This is a genomic window from Neotamlana sargassicola, from assembly GCF_020523965.1.
In the GTDB taxonomy this organism is placed as follows: domain Bacteria; phylum Bacteroidota; class Bacteroidia; order Flavobacteriales; family Flavobacteriaceae; genus Neotamlana; species Neotamlana sargassicola.
Genome location: NZ_JAJAPX010000005.1, coordinates 284,646 through 302,200, shown reverse-complemented (window position 1 = coordinate 302,200; position 17,555 = coordinate 284,646). Strand labels below are relative to the sequence as shown.

Genomic DNA, 17,555 nt, shown 5'->3' with positions numbered 1-17,555 from the left:
CCTGCAAAGCATTTAAATGGCTAAATTCATTTTTTTGTATCAATATATATACTATATATAAGTACAACACCTCCGCGTGAAATTTTCACTAGAAACAAGTGTTTGTATATTTTGTTTATTTGAATTGTTTATGTTAGAAGATTGAAACACTAAGTTTAGTTCTGTATTAGAACAATTAATTACAAATTGAAGGTTACACCTTAGCCTGCAAGCCCGACTCCATTTATACTAAAGACTATATTCATTTTTAATTAGCTTTATAAGCCCTAGTAATTCCCGCTTTTAATTTTTATTCATTACTTGTTCAAAATCTTTCATCACACTATTTATATCTAAATAACGCTTAGCATAGTCTCGTGCGTTCTGTTTTAGCTCTTCATTATGTTCACCGCTTAAGGCTTCTGCTATTCCCTTATTTAAAGCCTCTTGATTTTCTGCTTCTACCAGCATTCCCATCCTATACTTTTGAGTTAAGACATGTAAGCCTGAATCGCTATTTGCCGTAATGAGAGCAAGTCCGCCAACAGATAAAATGGTTGTTAGTTTTGATGGCATGACCAAGTCGCTGGCTTTAGCTTTTTGAATTACTAAATGCAGATCGGCCATATTTAAAAAGGCATTAAACTTTTCAAAAGGTTGCAAGGGCAAGAAGTTTACATTTTCAAGACCTAAATTTTGGGTTAGCTGTTGTAATTTTTCTTTGTAAGGCCCCGTACCACAGATTACAAATTTTATATCTTGTTGGTTTTTTAAAGTTTCGGCTGCATAAATTATGCTCTCCAAACCTTGTTTCTCACCAATGGCACCAGAATACAGCACCACCTTGTTATTTGCCTTGAAACCAAATTCTATTTTCAGTTCCTCTTGATTAGTTAGGGGCTTAAAAAACTTGGTATCGGACCAATTAGGAAATAAAACCACTTCTTTTTTGGCCTTGGCTTGCACTTTGGATACCATTTTTTCGGAAATGGTACTAATTATATCGGTGTGTTTAAAAATGAAACGTTCCACTGCAAATAGTATATTCAATACTCTTTTAGAGCTGATCATGTTTAAATCTTGAGCCGCTTCAATTTGCATATCTTGAATATGATACACCGATTTCCCTCCTTTTATCCATTGGTAAAAGCAGCCTAAAAGCCCAAACTGAAACGAAGGCACTACCGTAATTACGGCATCGAATTTTTTAACAAACAACAACTTTAAAAGTTGTAAAAAGGCCGAAAACATAAAGGATAAATCTAGTAGCATGCGCTTTTTACCAGTAGGTTCCTCTGGGACATACATGGGGCATCTATAATTAGTAATTCGCCCCCCTGAGCCAAACTCCTCTACTTCCTTAGTATACCAACATCGTTTTTTATAATAGGGTTCTTGTACTTTCCAATACGGGTAATATGGGTAAGTAGTTAACACCATGCAATCGTACCCATGGTTTGCTAACCAATATATCATTTCCCCACTGTATTTGCCAATACCTGTTGGTTCTGGCGAAAAGTTATACCCAATTAATAAAATCCGTTTTTTTGTTGTCGACATATTATTTTATTTTTAAAACTAAAGGTTTTATAATAAACATAACCCCTAGACCTATACCTGCTCCAAATGCACCCCAGAACACATCTTTAAAATCGGGCGATCGTAATGGCAAAAACAGTTGCCCTAATTCTGCAATAACCACTAAAGCATTTAAACCTAGCCAACATATTAGCCATTTATTTTTCCCTAACTTACGGTAAATTAAGTAACCTCCTGCAACCAAACCTAAAAACACTAAAGGGACTGCCGTTCTTACATTATCGTTTTCATGCTTATCTGCCCATTTAGCCAAAAACGAAGGGACCCATTGGTTATATTCAAATCTTGGGCTTTTAATCCAACTAAAATACAGCACGACTACTATTCCGAAAATTAAAATGCCCCACCAAAAAATAAACCGCATAGGTAAAAATTATTCTTCGTTATTACTTAACTCTTTAATTTTACAATAAATTTGTGTAAAATATGACATTTTTAAAATGGCGAAGGCAAAACCTGTGGCTCCATCTTTCCATCCCCCGTAAAACACAAAACTTCCTATAAAATAAATTGGTCCAATTAATGAACTTCGCATTAATTTATATTTTATTTTTTGCTTCCATGTCCATTTTGCTTTGGCCGCTTCATCGTTAATCGTTTTTATATAGCGGTATGCTTCCCATGAGGCATATTCATTATGTTTATCCATATAATGCGAAACGCCTCTAAAATCTCTATGATCTATTTTACTTTTAATATAACCAATTTCGCCATTAAGAATAGGATGCTCATGAATTTCCATATCCAGTTTACTCCACTTGTCTTCATCAATGCGTTCATATTCGCCAGCACCAACTTGAAATAAAGCTAACTTGTTTAATGGATAGCCTCCTTTTAGCTTTTTTCCCATAAAATAAATGGTGTAATTAAGCCAAAATCCTACGATATCTGTATTAATCTTTAGTCTCAATTCATTTTTAAAATCTTCAGTCAAATATTCATCGGCATCTAAAAAAAGCACCCACTTTGTCGTTAGATTATAATTGCGTAAAAACCAATTACGCTTTTTAGGAAATTTTCCATCCCATTTAAAATCTACAACATCAACACCATTAGATTTAGCTATATTAATAGTCGCATCAGTACTACCAGAATCTATTATAAGTATTTGCTTCGCAAAATCATCTCCAATTGCTTCAATACATCCTAATAAATTCTTCTCTTCATTTTTTACTGGTATAGCTATTGTTAAATCTAAAACATTATTCATAAGTTTAAGGTTTGTTTGGTTGATCTATTGTGATTAACACCATAATCAGGTTTTATTTTAAAGCTCTAAATATTTAAGCTACTTGAATGATAGTTCTTTAATAATCTATTCTTTTAATTCTCTTTTTTTAATAAACTTAGCCGGATTACCTCCAACAACCGCCCATGGCTCAACATCTTTAAAAACAGCTGCTCTTGCACCTACTACAGCGCCTTCACCAATAGTTACACCAGGACCTATAAAAGTATCTGCTGCCACCCATACATTATCTCCGATTTTTATAGGCTTAGACACTAAAGGAAGGATTTTTTTAGAAATATCATGAGATGAACTACAAACATAACTCCCTTGAGATATTACTGCATTCTTTCCTATAACCACTTCTGCTTTATTATAGATTTCAGTATTAGGGCCTATACAAGAATAAGAATCAACTTTTAAATTCCATGGGGCGAAGATTATACAGGATGGATAAATTAATACTCTATTATGTAATTTAGCTCCAAAAATTTTAAGCAAACCTACTCTTAAAAAAAAGAGTTTTTTCCCTATTATTAATCTAAATATTGTTCGGTTTATTATTGCCCATAAAATCCGTAAAAGAAATCTTGGTTTTTCTTCTTGATACTTGTTTAACTTAAAATCGTCATCCATAACTCTCTTACTTAAATCTTAATTTGACCTTTACCCTATCTATAATTTCTCTTTTATAATGCCCCAATTTTGTAACTCTTTTGAGTTTAGATAAAAGAGGTGCCATTTTTTTATCAAACTCCTCACTGTTTTTTTCCTTTTTCCATATTAACAAACTCTGTTTCCTAGTTTTCATTCTAAGTTTTTGTATCAGCTTTACTTCAAATGATAGTTTATTAGAATAATCTCGTTTTGGTGGTAACTCAGAAATCTTAGAAGTTTTAAGTCTAAAATTTAAAGCTTCTTGTCTATGACGATAACTTCCTTTTTGAGATTTTATAAACTCTTCTTCTTTAATTTGTTCTATTTTAAGTTCACCATTTAATATCCCTTCTTGAATAATTCTTTCTGCTATATTGGATCGAGTAACAATAACATTATTTCCTGCACCTTCATCTACAAAAGGCTTAATCCATGCATCTCCCAAAGATATATCAGCTAGTTCAGCTGATACATCATCACAAAAATCACATGCATTTGATTTAAACAGCCCTGTCCCCCACATATCGCCAAGACCTTTCATTTTTACAGATTGTGTTTCATTCGATCCTTTTATTTTTATTCCAAAAGAATAATCACCAGCAGAACTTTCAAAATCTTTAATTCTATACTCAGTCTGCTCTATTTCGTCACTGGTATGAGGCAAACCCGCTTTTTGAATTAAATACTCTGTAAAAAACTTACTCTTTACCCCACCACATATTATACCTATAGTAAAAACTATTTTCTCATTGAGAGCTTTATTTTTATATTGAGCTAATCGTACTCCTTTTAAAAAACAGGGTATGCCTACTATGGCTACGTTTCCCTCTAATTTTTCAATTTCAGAAAACACTTTTTCCATAGTAACAGGAAAGTATCTGGTTTTTGCTGTACTCAACAAAGTATTCTCATCACTGGTTATTACATATTCAAATCTATTTTCGATAGATTTAACATTTAATACATGCTTTACAATTCCTCTCTTAAGTAATTCTTTAGACACATAAGTTGCAATACCCCCAGACGAAGAAGTTTCCCTATGTTTCTTTGAATAGCCTACATAAGTATTTTCATATTTACCAATTTTTTTCAATCGTTTTGTTGTTGGCGTATCTTCAAAAACAAAATCTGCAATTTCAGTTTCTGTTTTAACCTCTGGTTCGGGATTAGGGTTAAAAGGACAAACAGATATGCAAGATTGATCATTATCACATTCTCCTATTTGATTTGGAACTAAAAAACCATATTCATTCCACTCCATTTTAAGAGCTTTATTTTCACAGAAACTCACACATATACCACAACCCGTACATAAATCGTTATTCACGATTTTATCAATAACTAAGGGTAATTCTTTTTTCATGAAAAATTAATTAAAGTGATTTTTTAAAAAAACTATAGACTTTTGCTTTTCTAATTCAATAACGCTATTAACTTCCTTCCAGTTAATCTCCTCATTAAAATTTATTTGCTGTATTTCGTCAAAGTTAAGCACCAATCTATCAATTAATCCCAAATTATTTAATAAAGATTCAAACCTAGCTAAACCTCTAGCTTTATTTCCTAAACAAATAAATGGCTTATTAAAAATTATTGAAAATACTGTTCCATGGAAAGAATCTGTAACAACATATTCGGCATCGTTAAAACATTTTAACCATTGCTCTACCGAAGGATAAATTCCTTTTAAAGCATTTTTAATAATTTCTACCTTTTTAAATTGCCTAACACCGAAAGGCTTTAAATTAGTTACTTCTTGAATGTGGTGAGCTATTTTTCTACGCTCTGGGGTATCATCTAATATATATAATAACAACTTTCCATTTGATGAGGCACACTTAGAACTCTTAATAATATATTGATAATCTTCTTTAGGCAAAAGCATTGTGGGATCTAAATGATGCTCTGCTTTAACATTAAAATATGTTTTACAGAATTCTATTCCTGAAGCTTCACGAACAGATACTCCATCAAATTTTTTCACTAAAGCTTTACACAATTCCGTTTCTTTTTCAGGATAATTCCAAGTGTTTACAGCAAAAGAAGCCGCATAAGAAACTTTTTTTATGTTTTTATTTTCTGGCACAAAATCTAAAAACGCATTATTAATGTGAGGTGCTGCCGTAAAATTCCATATTTGATCACTCCCTACAACATAACCTTCAAAATTATACTCTGAAACAATAGATTGTAATTGTTTGTCTGAAAACACATTTTTTGTTATTTGCTTTAAGTGTTTACGCTTAAATGTTTCTACACAAATTAATGGTAAAACTCTAAAAACAGGAATATAACTTAACTTTTTAAATATTGCCCATTTAAAATAAACCATCCATTTAACTAATGGGTTTGGTCTATTTTGGCGTCTACTAATAATTACAGGCTCATGCCCAAGCTGAATTAGCACTTTATTTAAAGCATATCCTTGTAAAATACCACCATAGTTCCAATTAAAAGGTAGTGTAAGTTGTCCTATTCTCATATTATTATTTTATTTAAATTCTTATTATTGAATTACATGAAATTCTTCAAATTTATTTTCCCAATTATTGACCGTTGTTTCTAACGCAAACTTTTGGGCTTTATGGTAGGCGTCTCTTGACATATTTTGTCTCAAGGTTTGATTATTTATTAGTGATTCTAATTTTTTAACAGTAATATCTTGACTATATGGAATAGGCGTAATAAAACCAGATTTAGTATCTTCAATAATATCATAAATAGCTGGATAGCTGCCATAAACAATTGGAATACATCCATAAGCCATTCCCTCTATTACCACCAAACCAAATCCCTCTAGATCTGAAGTTAACATTAGAACAGAAGCTTTTTTATAAAATTCAATTGGCGGCTCTTTTTTAAAACTCTCGAAAATAACACGTTTAATATTCTTATTTTTAACATAAGTGTTTAGAGTCTCTTTTTCAGAACCATCTCCCACTAATACCAAATTCCAATCAGGGTGCTTTTCATAAATTTGTTCCCAAGCTTCTATTACACGATGCACTCTTTTATTTAAAAAATCCATACGTCCAACGTATAAAATAGTTTTTTGTTTATTATTTAGGTTCAAACCATTCAAATTTTTAGGCGCTTTAATCGTTATTGGATTGGGAATAGCTATGATTTTATCTGTTGTCTTTATGTTGGCTAAATTTTTGAAAATATTTACAAAACTCTGAGACAAAACCACATATAAATCACTTTTTTTATAAACATACCTTAGATTATAACCTGTTAAATTAAGTAGTAATTGATGTAATAATTTATAAATTTTTTTACCGATACTACTATTTGTATTGTTTTTCTTATGAACTAGAGTTAGTAACCTTTTGTTTTGATTGGGTGCTCCATGAAGTGCTGAAATTAATATACATTTATTTTTACTTCTAGCTTTATTAATAAGTTTTGTTACATAGTAAGGTAAACACCACTGATTCAAAATAATATTGATATTTTGCTCTTCAATAATTGTTTTTAAAATTTTAATATTCGAATTCGTTAAGACTGGGTAACTTAAAGAGAATAATTTTATTGATTTATGCAATTCTTCATCTTTAAGTTCAGGATTGGGCTGCTTGAAGGAAACGATAGAAACATTATGTCCTCTATTAACAAAGGCATTGGCCAAAACTGTTGTGATTTTTTCAGTGCCACCATATGAAGGATAACTACCAATCACAAATAAAATATTTCTCATTATTAAATTTATTTTAAAACTATATTATAAAGTCACAAGCTATTTTAATGTCTCTATAAACCTCAGAGCTGCACTTTCTACTGTAAATAAATCTGTATAGACTTTTCTCGCATTTTTACTCAAATCAATTTTTTGAATATTAGACATTTTATACCAATGTTCTAATGCATTTTGAACCCCATACAAATCATCATTACAGACTATACCTGCATTGCTAGCCACAATTTCTTTAAAAATATTTACTTTATTTGTTATTACTACCGAGGTTTCAGAGGCGAGTGCTTCAACTACTGCAATACCAAAATTTTCTTGGTGACTAGGTAGCATAAATATTTCAGCATGGTGTAACGCCGCCCATTTGCAATTGCCTTTTAACATTCCGGGAAAAAGAACATTAGAAGAAGTCCTTGCTAACTCTAGCATTTGTTTGCCATAATTTGTGTTTAAACCAGGACCAGCTATAATTAATTGAGGTAAATCTTTATGTTTTTTTTGTAAACTTAAATACGCTTTAATTAACAAGTCTACACCTTTTTTTTGATGTATTCTACTTAAAAATAAAATAAATGGTTTACCATTCCATTGAGGAATTTTTTCTTTGAGCCCCCTTGACATGTCATTATTAACTTTTTGTACTTCTGGAATACCGTAACTAATATTTAGTTCTTTTTTGGGTTTGTAATTAGGAAAAGATTCTCTAGCTAACAACAATTCCTGCTGGCACGTAAAGAGCAATCCATCTACGCTATTAACTACATTATTCTCAATTAAAAACCAATAGATACTGTTTCTAATTGCTTTTTTTCGTCTCTCCTTAACTTTTTGAAAATACGGATCCAGCATACCATGAGGCATAAGATACAGCATGGGATATTTTTTATTTTTTCTCTTATATTTCTTTAAAGCTTTTACAGTAGCAAAACTATTATAAAGCCAAATACCGTGTATTACAACAATATCGAACCTATTAAAATTATTTACGAGCCAATTGATTAAATCTTTTTGATATCCCCAAGGATTTTGTGATTGCCCCAATTTATGTATTACAAAATCGTCTTGGACTCCATATTGTTCATCTGGAGCATCCAAACAGACCACTTCGTTATGCACACCATGTTTTATTAATTCTGGAATAATATTCCTTATACCTTGACATGGTCCACCCGTTTGCGGCTTCATGCTAGTTATGACTCTAAGTAGTTTCATTTTCTTCAATTAATATACAAACCCCACTGGTCTGCTAAAATATTTAGCTGTTTTGTCTATAGCTCTTACCGCCTTAGCCGGAACACCTCCGTATAGCGTCCATTCCTCTGTAAATGTTTTATTTAATAAAGCTTTCGCTCCTAAAACAGAAAAATCAGGTAATACCGCACCACCTAACACTACTACATTCGTGCTTACAAATGTATAAGCTCCAATGGTTATAGGCGCACTACTTTGCCTATTTTCGTAAACATCAATAGAATGCGTTAAAAACTGAGAACTGTATCCGGCTATGGTAGCGAATTCTCCGATATTAATTACATTCGTACAATCTAAATGGTGTTGTTTGGTTACTGCAGCGTGTTCTCCTAAATATAATTTTGATTGTCTATTTTTTTGATATTCGAAATGTTTAGATTGGGCTTTAGTAGAAAATCCAGTAATCCAATTACTACGCCCTATTTTAGCATTTGCTTTTAATTCTACACAATCTAAATGTACAGCCACATTTAAGTGACCTATTCTAGATCCAGATTCCATTATTAATTGGTCGGGAAAGATCCAAGACCATCCAATTTTTGCATCTTTTGCAATGTTATAACCAAACCACTTATGTAATAAACGTCGTCTAATAGGCCAAGGCCATAAAAATGTAAAAAGTTTTTTAATCATTTAATTTGAGTTTGTTGATTGGTGTAAATTAACATATGCATCTATCATTATATTAACCGAAAAACGTTCGCTATTTTTGAAGCCAGCATTTACGAGTTTTAATTTAAACTCTTTGTCTTTAAGCTTCATAAATGCCTCGGCAAAACCATTGACATCTTCAGGGGCTGCATGTAATGCCGTATTATTACTTACTTCGGGCATGGGTTCTAAATTACTGGCTATAACAGGGGCGCCACATGCTTGGGCTTCTATTAAAGGCCAACCAAACCCCTCGGACAGGGAGGGAAAAATAAATGCCTTAGTGTTGGTATATAAGGCTAATAACTCTTTATGGTTAGGTTTTACTATCGATACCACTCGATGCTCAAAGTTTAAGGCTTTAATTTTTGCTTTTAATTTATGATCTATTGGTTTGCCAGCAAAAACAATAATACCCTCCCAACTAGTCCCTAAAGCTTTTAACATATCTACTAATAAACTCCGGTTTTTACGTTTTAAAGCTGAGCCTACGTGCAAGATATACGGTTTATTTTCGAGATTAAATTTTTTAAGTATAGGCTCTGATTCCAAATTACTAGACGGTCGGAAGTTTGCATTAAATGCATTATGAATTACGGTCCAATATTTAGGTGTTTCGCTTAAATTACTCAACGCTTTTAATTGTGATAGTGTAAAGTTAGATACTGCAGCTAAAGCATGTGCTTTACACAAATTTTTTAAAATCCATTGCTGTAAAATTTTGCCCGTTTTTGATGCCGGACAATAGGCATCCTTAAAACCAAAGGCACCTCGTATAGCCAATACGTCATGACATGTAATTACCGTATTCTTTTTAGGTAAACTTTTAAGATAGGGTGCGTTTGAGTGATCACATATATGATAGTTAGTACGTTTACTGTTATTACGATTAAGAAGTACACGCCATTTTAATATTAGCGGAAATATGAGCCACTTATCTATATAGCCTAACCATTTACCAATACCAGATGTGGAATTTTTACAGAAAAATGCGGTAACTATTAGTGGATTCCATAATTCTGTTTGTATGCCCTTTGCCGTAAAACCTTCCATAAGCATAACAGCAAAACGCTTCATACTCTCTTGCTGGTCTAAAGGATAATTTCCTATTAAAATAATTTTAGACATTTATTTTATTATTTGGTTTTGTACTTTTACTAGCTGATAATATAAGCCCCCCCAAAAGAGTACTAAACCCTAGTATTGTGGGTTGCGCCCATTGGCCTTGTATAAGGTACATAAAGCCCATACTTAATAATAGCCAAGGTAATAAATTTCCGATTCTCATGCATTTATAGCTTTTAAAGACTAATTCGACTGAAAACACTACCCTTATTAGGATTACAAATACCCCTAATACAAAGCCCATTTCACCAATAATTCGTAACCACTCCCATTCTGCTATTAGAAACATGGTTTCTCCAGTTAATAGTTTTGCTCCTACATTAGTTCCCATACCTAGTCCAAGCCCCCAAAATGGTAAATTATTAGTTTCTGATAACGCTTTAAACATGGCTCCAAAAAAACGATGATAAAGTGCACTTGACGCTCCTCCTTCTGTTTTATTTGCCATATCGTACCTTGCCGTAGTTGCTTCCATAGACGTTTTAAAAACTTCCAAGTTGCTTAGAAGAAAACCAATAAGTATTATCATTATTAGTGCGAATACAATTCGAATTAAAAATTTAGGTTTATTGGCAGAGGCTACAATTGCAAACACCACAGCTATTCCTATTGAAAAAATTAAAGTTCGGCTAATAGAGAATGGAATTGCGCCTAGCAACGCAAATGTGGCAAGTATTAAAACAAGCTTATTGATTTTTGCACCAGAAATCCAAAAATAGATTAAAAAGCAAGCTACAAAATTAAAAAACAATACATTCCCTACTGTAAAGGAAAACGTACCCGGGGGCCTAAAATAGCCCATAGCCCCACTAAATCCTGCTCCTTCCATATCACCACCAACCCCCCTATTTACCCAAGCTGATTGTGGGCTATAAAACTGTAAAGCGATTAAAATCACCATCGGTATTGCTATCCATAAGGCTATTCTACCTATTTTTTCTACATCCTGAAGATCAAAAATCTCTTTAATCACAAACATTAGAGGAAAATGCACCACCAATATACGAGCTCCATATAGTGCAATAAAGAGTCTCCCATGACCAAACACCAAAGCAGTAACTATACCTAAAGCAGCTAAAAGTGTCATTAAGACTACAGGCACTTTAAACGGTAATAGATTTTGTTTCCAGCATTTGTAAATAAGCCACAATGAAACAGGGTCTCTAACTACAAGAAGGGGCGTTGCTAAACCAGGTAGCACCCATTTACGCAATGCCCCTTCAAATATTAAAAGGAAAAAGTACAGCCAAATGCCTTTTTTTAAAATATCAATATTTATAGTTTTATCTACCATTTAGTTGCGTTACAAGAACTATTACAAGTTTTTTAATGCTTCAACAATAGTTTTACTATAATTCTCCCAAGTATATTTAGAAGCATGCTCTCGAGCCTTCTCCCCCATTGTTGGAATTTTACTTTTATTCTCAATAAACCAGTTTATTTTTTGGGCTATTGCTTTTGGATCTCTAATGGGTACTAAAAAACCTGTTTCACCTTCTATAACTAAATCCTCCCCACCTGTATTTGGTGTTATTATTAGAGGTAGCCCCTGAGACATCGCTTCCTGCATAACCAATGCACGACCTTCTACTAAGGAAGGTAGACAAAACACATCACAGGATTGCATTAATTGTAACACTTGGTCATGGGGACGACCTTTTTCATGAATAAAATCTGTTTTATTTGTGTAAAACTCCAAAGGTGCAGCTAACGATCCCAATACCACTAATTCTACCGCTGTAGTATCAACCAATTTCATTGCCTCAAACAAATCGCCCAAACCTTTTCTTTGCGTCATCGAGCCTACAAATAATACTCTCAATTTATGATCAGAAATTTTCTTTTCACTGATATTTGTTTTTAATGCGGATTCAGGAGATCCAAAAGGCGTCATGATCACTTTCTTATTTTGCGCCCATTTGGGTAGTGAATTTTTAACAAAATGACTGGGTACGACAACAACATCTGCCAGTTCGAGCTCTTTTGTTTTTCGCTTAAGTTTTTCTTCTGAATTCGACAGACCTCCCTTTATAGTGGCTGCCCATTCAGGTAAACGAATTGCCTCCTCTTCTAATAACTGTTTACTTGTCTGCCAATATGCTATTGGAAGATCGTAAATACATTTAAGCCCCATTTGTTTCGCTTTTACAAAAGCGTTATAGGCACCGTCTTCATATGCATATATAGCTTCTACACCTTTATTTGAAGACTTTTTAAGCTCTTTTGCTACTTTAGCATCAAACTTTTGATAAATATTATCTACAGAAAATTTACCAACTTCATGCTTTGTTAAATTTTTATACCCGGCTTTATTTGCTAATAGCCTAATAATTTCATTAATAGGCCATGTTTTTACATGGTCTCTCAAACTTTGATGAAACTGACGTCTTACTACTTCTTTAAACACACCTATATTTCTGAACTTATAAAGAAAGCTATTTGGAAACACCGCAATAGAGGTATAAAAATTTAGGAGCATATTAGCTCGTTTAAAGCCCATGACTACCTCTCTATTATTTTGGTTACTGGTTGGATGTGATACTGAAATTTTATTCATGGTATTTTTATTTTATATATTGAAAAGTCAATTAACCGGCTTTAATATCATTTAAAAATTTTTGTGCTACTGAATTAATTCCCAATACATCAGTGTTTTTTTTATGACCATCTTCTAAGAATTCTTTTAAATTTCCTGATTTGTACTCAAAGAGACTTTTATTAAATTTAAGCTTAAATGTATCTTTAGGTTCTGTTTTTTCTGCAACAATGATTACTTTCAACCCATGCTCACGCATAGCTGCAACCGTTCCACTTTTCTCCACTACAAAAGAAGGATTTGTAGTAATTCCATAATTTACCTGTTGCAATACTTCAGAAATTGATTCTGGATTTTGTTCACCTAAAGTACTAAAAGGGATTTTTCTAGATTTTAATTCATTAATCCAAGGATCTAAAAATCTTCCTGACTTACCAATGAAAATTACTTCCAAAGTAAAACCCATTTTGTGTTTGTAGAAGTCCTGTAATTCATTAAAAAACTCCACGAAATCTACATTTGGATGAATTGACCCAAAAAGAACAAATTTTACTTTCTTATTTTCTTTGTAAGGAGATTCTTTTATATCTATTACTGGTATATTACTGAATACAGGAAGGTATTTGACATTATAAAACCCTATTTTATTTAGTTCTCTCATATAAAACTGAGTATGCGTGTGCACCACTTTAAACTTTATAGCACTCCTTAACCTTTTAATAATTCTTTTTTGAAGAAAGCCAATTATTTGATACTTGAGAGAGTCATTGGTTTTTAGTCCTAACCAAGTTTCGTGAAACATTATTTGACATTTTCTATCCGATACTATTTGTTTTAATTGACTAGAAATTCCAAATGGCAGGCCTTTATTATGGAATGAGTAAATTACAAATTGTAGACTCAGCCAGTCTGGATTGTATTTATCTACCCAATTTTTGGCTTGTTGGGTTCTTTGTTTAGACGTCCAGGTATGTGGTAAACGTAAGCAAGGGATTTCAGACCCGTCGGAGCTTTGAAGTTCTTCTATTTTTTTTTTGATGAATTTATCGTTGTAAGCTAAGATACTGACTGAAATCCCTTGTTTTATTAATGCCGCAGATAATCTTCGGGTATAATCGCCTACCCCATCTTTTCCAGGTTCCAGAGCGCCACAAATAAATACCATTTTCATGCAACAAAAATTATTTGCCTCCAATTAGGCCTTTAGCGGTTGTTTCCCTATTTGAAAATACTCAAAACCTTGTTCTTGCATCATTTTATCGTTGTATTGGTTACGACCATCAAAAACAATTGGTGTTTTGAGTTGGGCTTTTAATTCTTCAAAATCTGGGATTCTAAATTCTTTCCAATCAGTTAATAATAACATGGCATCAGCATCAACAATGGCCTCGTATTTGGAATTGCAGTACGTTATGTTTTGTACGCCTTTTAGGTAGCATTCTTGAGCTTCGTGCATAGCTTTAGGGTCGTAGGCTTTAATTTTAGCGCCACGGCTTACTAAATCTTTTATGATATAAATGGCAGGCGCCTCACGCATATCGTCGGTATCTGGTTTAAAAGACAGCCCCCATATCGCAAAGGTTTTTCCTGATAAATCTTCTCCGAAACGTTTCACTACTTTTTTGGCTATGACTAATTTTTGCTTATCGTTAACGGATTCTACTGATCCAATTAATTCGGCATCAAACCCATATTCTTTGGCTGTACGATGCAGGGCTTTCACATCTTTAGGAAAACAAGAGCCTCCGTAGCCGGCACCTGGATAGATGAAGCTGTAGCCAATACGGCTGTCTGAACCAATACCGATGCGAACATCATTTACATCTGCTCCTACTAATTCGCAGATGTTAGAAATTTCGTTCATGAAGGAAATTTTGGTTGCTAACATGGCGTTGGCTACGTATTTGGTCATTTCTGCCGAGCGCACATCCATTACAATTAAACGGGCTGAACCACTTCTAAAGAAGGGTGAATATAGGGTACGCATAATTTCGGCTGTTTCATCGCTATCAGCTCCAATTACCACGCGGTCCGGTTTCATAAAATCGCTAATGGCATCGCCTTCTTTTAGAAACTCCGGATTGGACACCACATCAAAATGAATATCAACCCCTCGCTTATCTAGTTCTTCTTTAATCTGTGCTCTCACTTTATCGGCTGTTCCTACTGGCACCGTTGATTTATCAACTACAATAAGTGGCGTGGTCATGTTTTGCCCAATTTCTTTAGCCACTTGAAGTACATACTTTAAATCGGCAGACCCATCGTCGCCCATAGGTGTTCCTACAGCAATAAAAGCGATGTCACAGCCCCCTAGGTTTTCTGATAGTTTTGTACTAAACTTTAGGGTATTGCGCTCATAGTTACGCTTAACCATTACTTCTAGTCCTGGTTCGTAAATTGGAATGATGCCTTCTTCTAGTTTTTGAATTTTATTTGTATCGACATCAATACAGGTTACTTTGTTTCCCATTTCTGCAAAACAGGTTCCACTTACCAACCCTACGTATCCTGTACCTATCACTGTTATTTTCATAAAGCTTATTATTTTTGATTTTATATTTAATTATTTACTGTAAAATCGGCCTATGATTTTTGCAACCAATATACTTATTTTTTTCCTTTTAATTTCAAAATCACTATGCGCTGAGAATGGTGTATGGTTAACTCTCCAATAACTTACATCTGTCAATCTAGGTTGCTGTCCCTTTATAGCTCTACTTAGTAGATTTGTTTTCCAAGGTTTTGGGCTTCCTAGCGCGTGAATCATCAGATTGTACCCTTCTTTGAATCCCATACCTTCGAGACCTATATAGCTTACATCATCCTTATAACATTCGATAGCTGCATTTAAAGCGTCTTGGTCTGATTTATCAAAAATTTGAAACCCTTTTTTTATAGGTATTGTTGTTTTGTAAGTTTGATTCGAAAAAATAGAATTTTCAAGACCTCCGATAGCATTTGCCATATGGTCTTGTATATTTTTCCAAAGTTTTAAAAATTCTAAATTACGTTTATTTACTCCAATAAAACCACCATTGACATAAATATTAGATTTGAATTTTAGCGCCAAATTATAATCCTTGAAATATTTACGCCAGCCCACTCTCCTTGGATGTAATTCTTCTAAGGGAGAATTTACGTCTTCAGAGACTGCAATTCCGCAGCTAGCCCATTCTTCGAAACATGCCCAAGGTTGCTTGACCACGATATCTGGATCGAAGTAAAACATATAATCCAAACCTCTTGCTGGACCGTCCATTAAATCTAACATAAAATTGGGCTTATAGTTAGTTAAGCTAAAAGATGTAGATAAGGGTATAAAATATAAAGTCATGTCTTGCTTTATATTTTTTACTTTGATGACATTATCGAAACCTTCAATACTTACGAGTTCTCCTCCTTTTATCCAATTTGGTAAATCCCCTCTATACCCCACATACATTATACCATTGAACCCTGAATGAAATAATGAATTTGACAATGTAGCCACTCCATAATGATAATGCCCCTCAAACAGGGTACATATAGCTGATTTAGATGTCATTAATTTTTATTTAATTATTTTTTAATTTAAAAATTTTGTAATACCCATATAACAAATGTGATAGAAATTGCACTAAGCCTACTAAAATATTTAATTTAATGGCCCCCATTAAGCTGGACACATCAATTACAGTAATACCAACTACTAAAGTTATAAAACTTATTGAAATTGCCAGCAAGGGATGCTGAATCCAACCCCTTCCTGAATACAGATTATAAATAAGCCCGGCTATAAGTGATAGTGTTGCCCCCAAAATTAACCACACAATTTCTGTATTTAAATTATTATAGTCAGCTCCTAATACCCATAATATTTGAGATGAAAACCAATAAGTCATACTAACCACAACGAGTAACACGATAAGTAATATAAGCACAACTAAAGAATACCTTTTTAATAATACTTGAAAACTTTCTGTTAACCGTGCAAATCTTGGTGCTATTAAAATATTAAATACCATAGTAAATAAGGTTAATAACACTGCAATTCGGTTTAATGCTCCTATTTCTGCAACTGCCTTTGTGGTTCCAAATATTGATAATAACCAAATGGTAATCTGACTGGAAAACGCATAGTAAACCGATTCGGGAAAAATACGCGAAACGGTTTTTATAATTTTTTTACGAATGACAGGGGATGGCTTTTGGTTTAAATTCACATGTTGTAAAGCTATTTTTTTTAACCTATAATTACCAAATATTTGTGAAATACCAGCCGATAAAAGTGCCACATAAGCAATAGGAAAAAAGAGTATGGATGCCAACAAAAGCAATAATCGTCCCAAATTAACCCCAATTTGATTAATTTGCAACGGCCTAATATTCTGATGTAATTGAGGCACTATGACCAATAAGGCATTAGAAATAGAAGCCGTAAAAGCCGGAATTAATGCTATAATTATCAAAATGGCTGAAGTGATACTCGCATCATTTTGTAATAGGAGGTAAAATAAAATTGGGATTCCAATTATTAAACTCGCTAAAATAAATTTTTTTCTTAAATGGAGTCCTGTAACCATTACTTCGCCCAAATGGTTTTTATTTTTCCAAACTTTACTACCTTGCGCCATTACACCTTTAGATATACCACCATTTGCCAACAAGACCATAGCACCTAGCATACTATTCCCTAGAGTGTATAAGGCGTATTCAGAAGGCGGTAATATTCTAATTACTAAAATACCTGAAATTAACCCTAATCCTTGAACTAAGCCTTGGGCCATACTCGTAGAACCTATCAACATAAACCAAGGTTTCAGCCTTAAAAAAATGGAACGATTAGATATATT

General features: G+C 33.2%; 16 protein-coding genes. All 16 read right to left on the bottom strand.

Going from position 1 to position 17,555, the window contains the following annotated elements:
• Positions 1-282 precede the first annotated feature (282 nt).
• The gene (locus tag LG651_RS13260) at positions 283-1,539 is read right to left on the bottom strand and encodes a WcaI family glycosyltransferase (protein WP_226696601.1); all 1,257 of its coding nucleotides are present in this window, start codon (positions 1,537-1,539) and stop codon (positions 283-285) included.
• Position 1,540: 1 nt separating this feature from the next.
• Positions 1,541-1,942 carry a VanZ family protein gene (locus LG651_RS13255; RefSeq protein WP_226696600.1) on the bottom strand — a complete coding sequence of 134 codons (402 nt, stop codon included), beginning with the start codon at positions 1,940-1,942 and terminating at the stop codon, positions 1,541-1,543.
• 9 nt (positions 1,943-1,951) lie between these two features.
• Positions 1,952-2,788: a glycosyltransferase family 2 protein gene (locus LG651_RS13250; RefSeq protein WP_226696599.1), complete on the bottom strand. Its 837-nt coding sequence runs from the start codon at positions 2,786-2,788 to the stop codon at positions 1,952-1,954.
• A 105-nt stretch (positions 2,789-2,893) separates the two neighbouring features.
• Entirely contained in the window at positions 2,894-3,442 is a 549-nt protein-coding gene (locus tag LG651_RS13245) for an LbetaH domain-containing protein (RefSeq protein ID WP_226696598.1), read from the bottom strand.
• Positions 3,443-3,449: 7 nt separating this feature from the next.
• A complete protein-coding gene (locus tag LG651_RS13240) occupies positions 3,450-4,826 on the bottom strand; it encodes a Coenzyme F420 hydrogenase/dehydrogenase, beta subunit C-terminal domain (protein WP_226696597.1) in 1,377 nt (458 codons plus the stop codon).
• A gap of 6 nt (positions 4,827-4,832) precedes the next feature.
• Complete coding sequence (locus tag LG651_RS13235; protein ID WP_226696596.1) at positions 4,833-5,945, bottom strand: polysaccharide pyruvyl transferase family protein; 1,113 nt, start codon at positions 5,943-5,945, stop codon at positions 4,833-4,835.
• Positions 5,946-5,969: 24 nt separating this feature from the next.
• The gene (locus tag LG651_RS13230; RefSeq protein ID WP_226696595.1) at positions 5,970-7,163 is read right to left on the bottom strand and encodes a glycosyltransferase; all 1,194 of its coding nucleotides are present in this window, start codon (positions 7,161-7,163) and stop codon (positions 5,970-5,972) included.
• 39 nt (positions 7,164-7,202) lie between these two features.
• Complete coding sequence (locus LG651_RS13225; RefSeq protein WP_226696594.1) at positions 7,203-8,342, bottom strand: glycosyltransferase; 1,140 nt, start codon at positions 8,340-8,342, stop codon at positions 7,203-7,205.
• Between the two features lie 36 nt (positions 8,343-8,378).
• Entirely contained in the window at positions 8,379-9,041 is a 663-nt protein-coding gene (locus tag LG651_RS13220; protein ID WP_226696593.1) for an acyltransferase, read from the bottom strand.
• Positions 9,042-10,187 carry a glycosyltransferase family 4 protein gene (locus LG651_RS13215; RefSeq protein WP_226696592.1) on the bottom strand — a complete coding sequence of 382 codons (1,146 nt, stop codon included), beginning with the start codon at positions 10,185-10,187 and terminating at the stop codon, positions 9,042-9,044.
• Positions 10,180-11,478, bottom strand: a complete 1,299-nt coding sequence (locus LG651_RS13210; RefSeq protein WP_226696591.1) for a hypothetical protein — start codon at positions 11,476-11,478, stop codon at positions 10,180-10,182. Before LG651_RS13210 ends, LG651_RS13215 begins: the two co-directional genes overlap by 8 nt.
• A gap of 21 nt (positions 11,479-11,499) precedes the next feature.
• Positions 11,500-12,741: a glycosyltransferase family 4 protein gene (locus LG651_RS13205; protein WP_226696590.1), complete on the bottom strand. Its 1,242-nt coding sequence runs from the start codon at positions 12,739-12,741 to the stop codon at positions 11,500-11,502.
• A 31-nt stretch (positions 12,742-12,772) separates the two neighbouring features.
• The gene (locus LG651_RS13200) at positions 12,773-13,891 is read right to left on the bottom strand and encodes a glycosyltransferase family protein (RefSeq protein WP_226696589.1); all 1,119 of its coding nucleotides are present in this window, start codon (positions 13,889-13,891) and stop codon (positions 12,773-12,775) included.
• A gap of 24 nt (positions 13,892-13,915) precedes the next feature.
• A complete protein-coding gene (locus LG651_RS13195; protein WP_226696588.1) occupies positions 13,916-15,256 on the bottom strand; it encodes a UDP-glucose dehydrogenase family protein in 1,341 nt (446 codons plus the stop codon).
• Positions 15,257-15,286: 30 nt separating this feature from the next.
• Positions 15,287-16,267 carry a hypothetical protein gene (locus LG651_RS13190; protein WP_226696587.1) on the bottom strand — a complete coding sequence of 327 codons (981 nt, stop codon included), beginning with the start codon at positions 16,265-16,267 and terminating at the stop codon, positions 15,287-15,289.
• A gap of 10 nt (positions 16,268-16,277) precedes the next feature.
• Positions 16,278-17,510 (bottom strand): MATE family efflux transporter, encoded by a 1,233-nt coding sequence (locus LG651_RS13185; RefSeq protein WP_226696586.1) that lies wholly within the window; start codon positions 17,508-17,510, stop codon positions 16,278-16,280.
• Positions 17,511-17,555 lie beyond the last annotated feature (45 nt).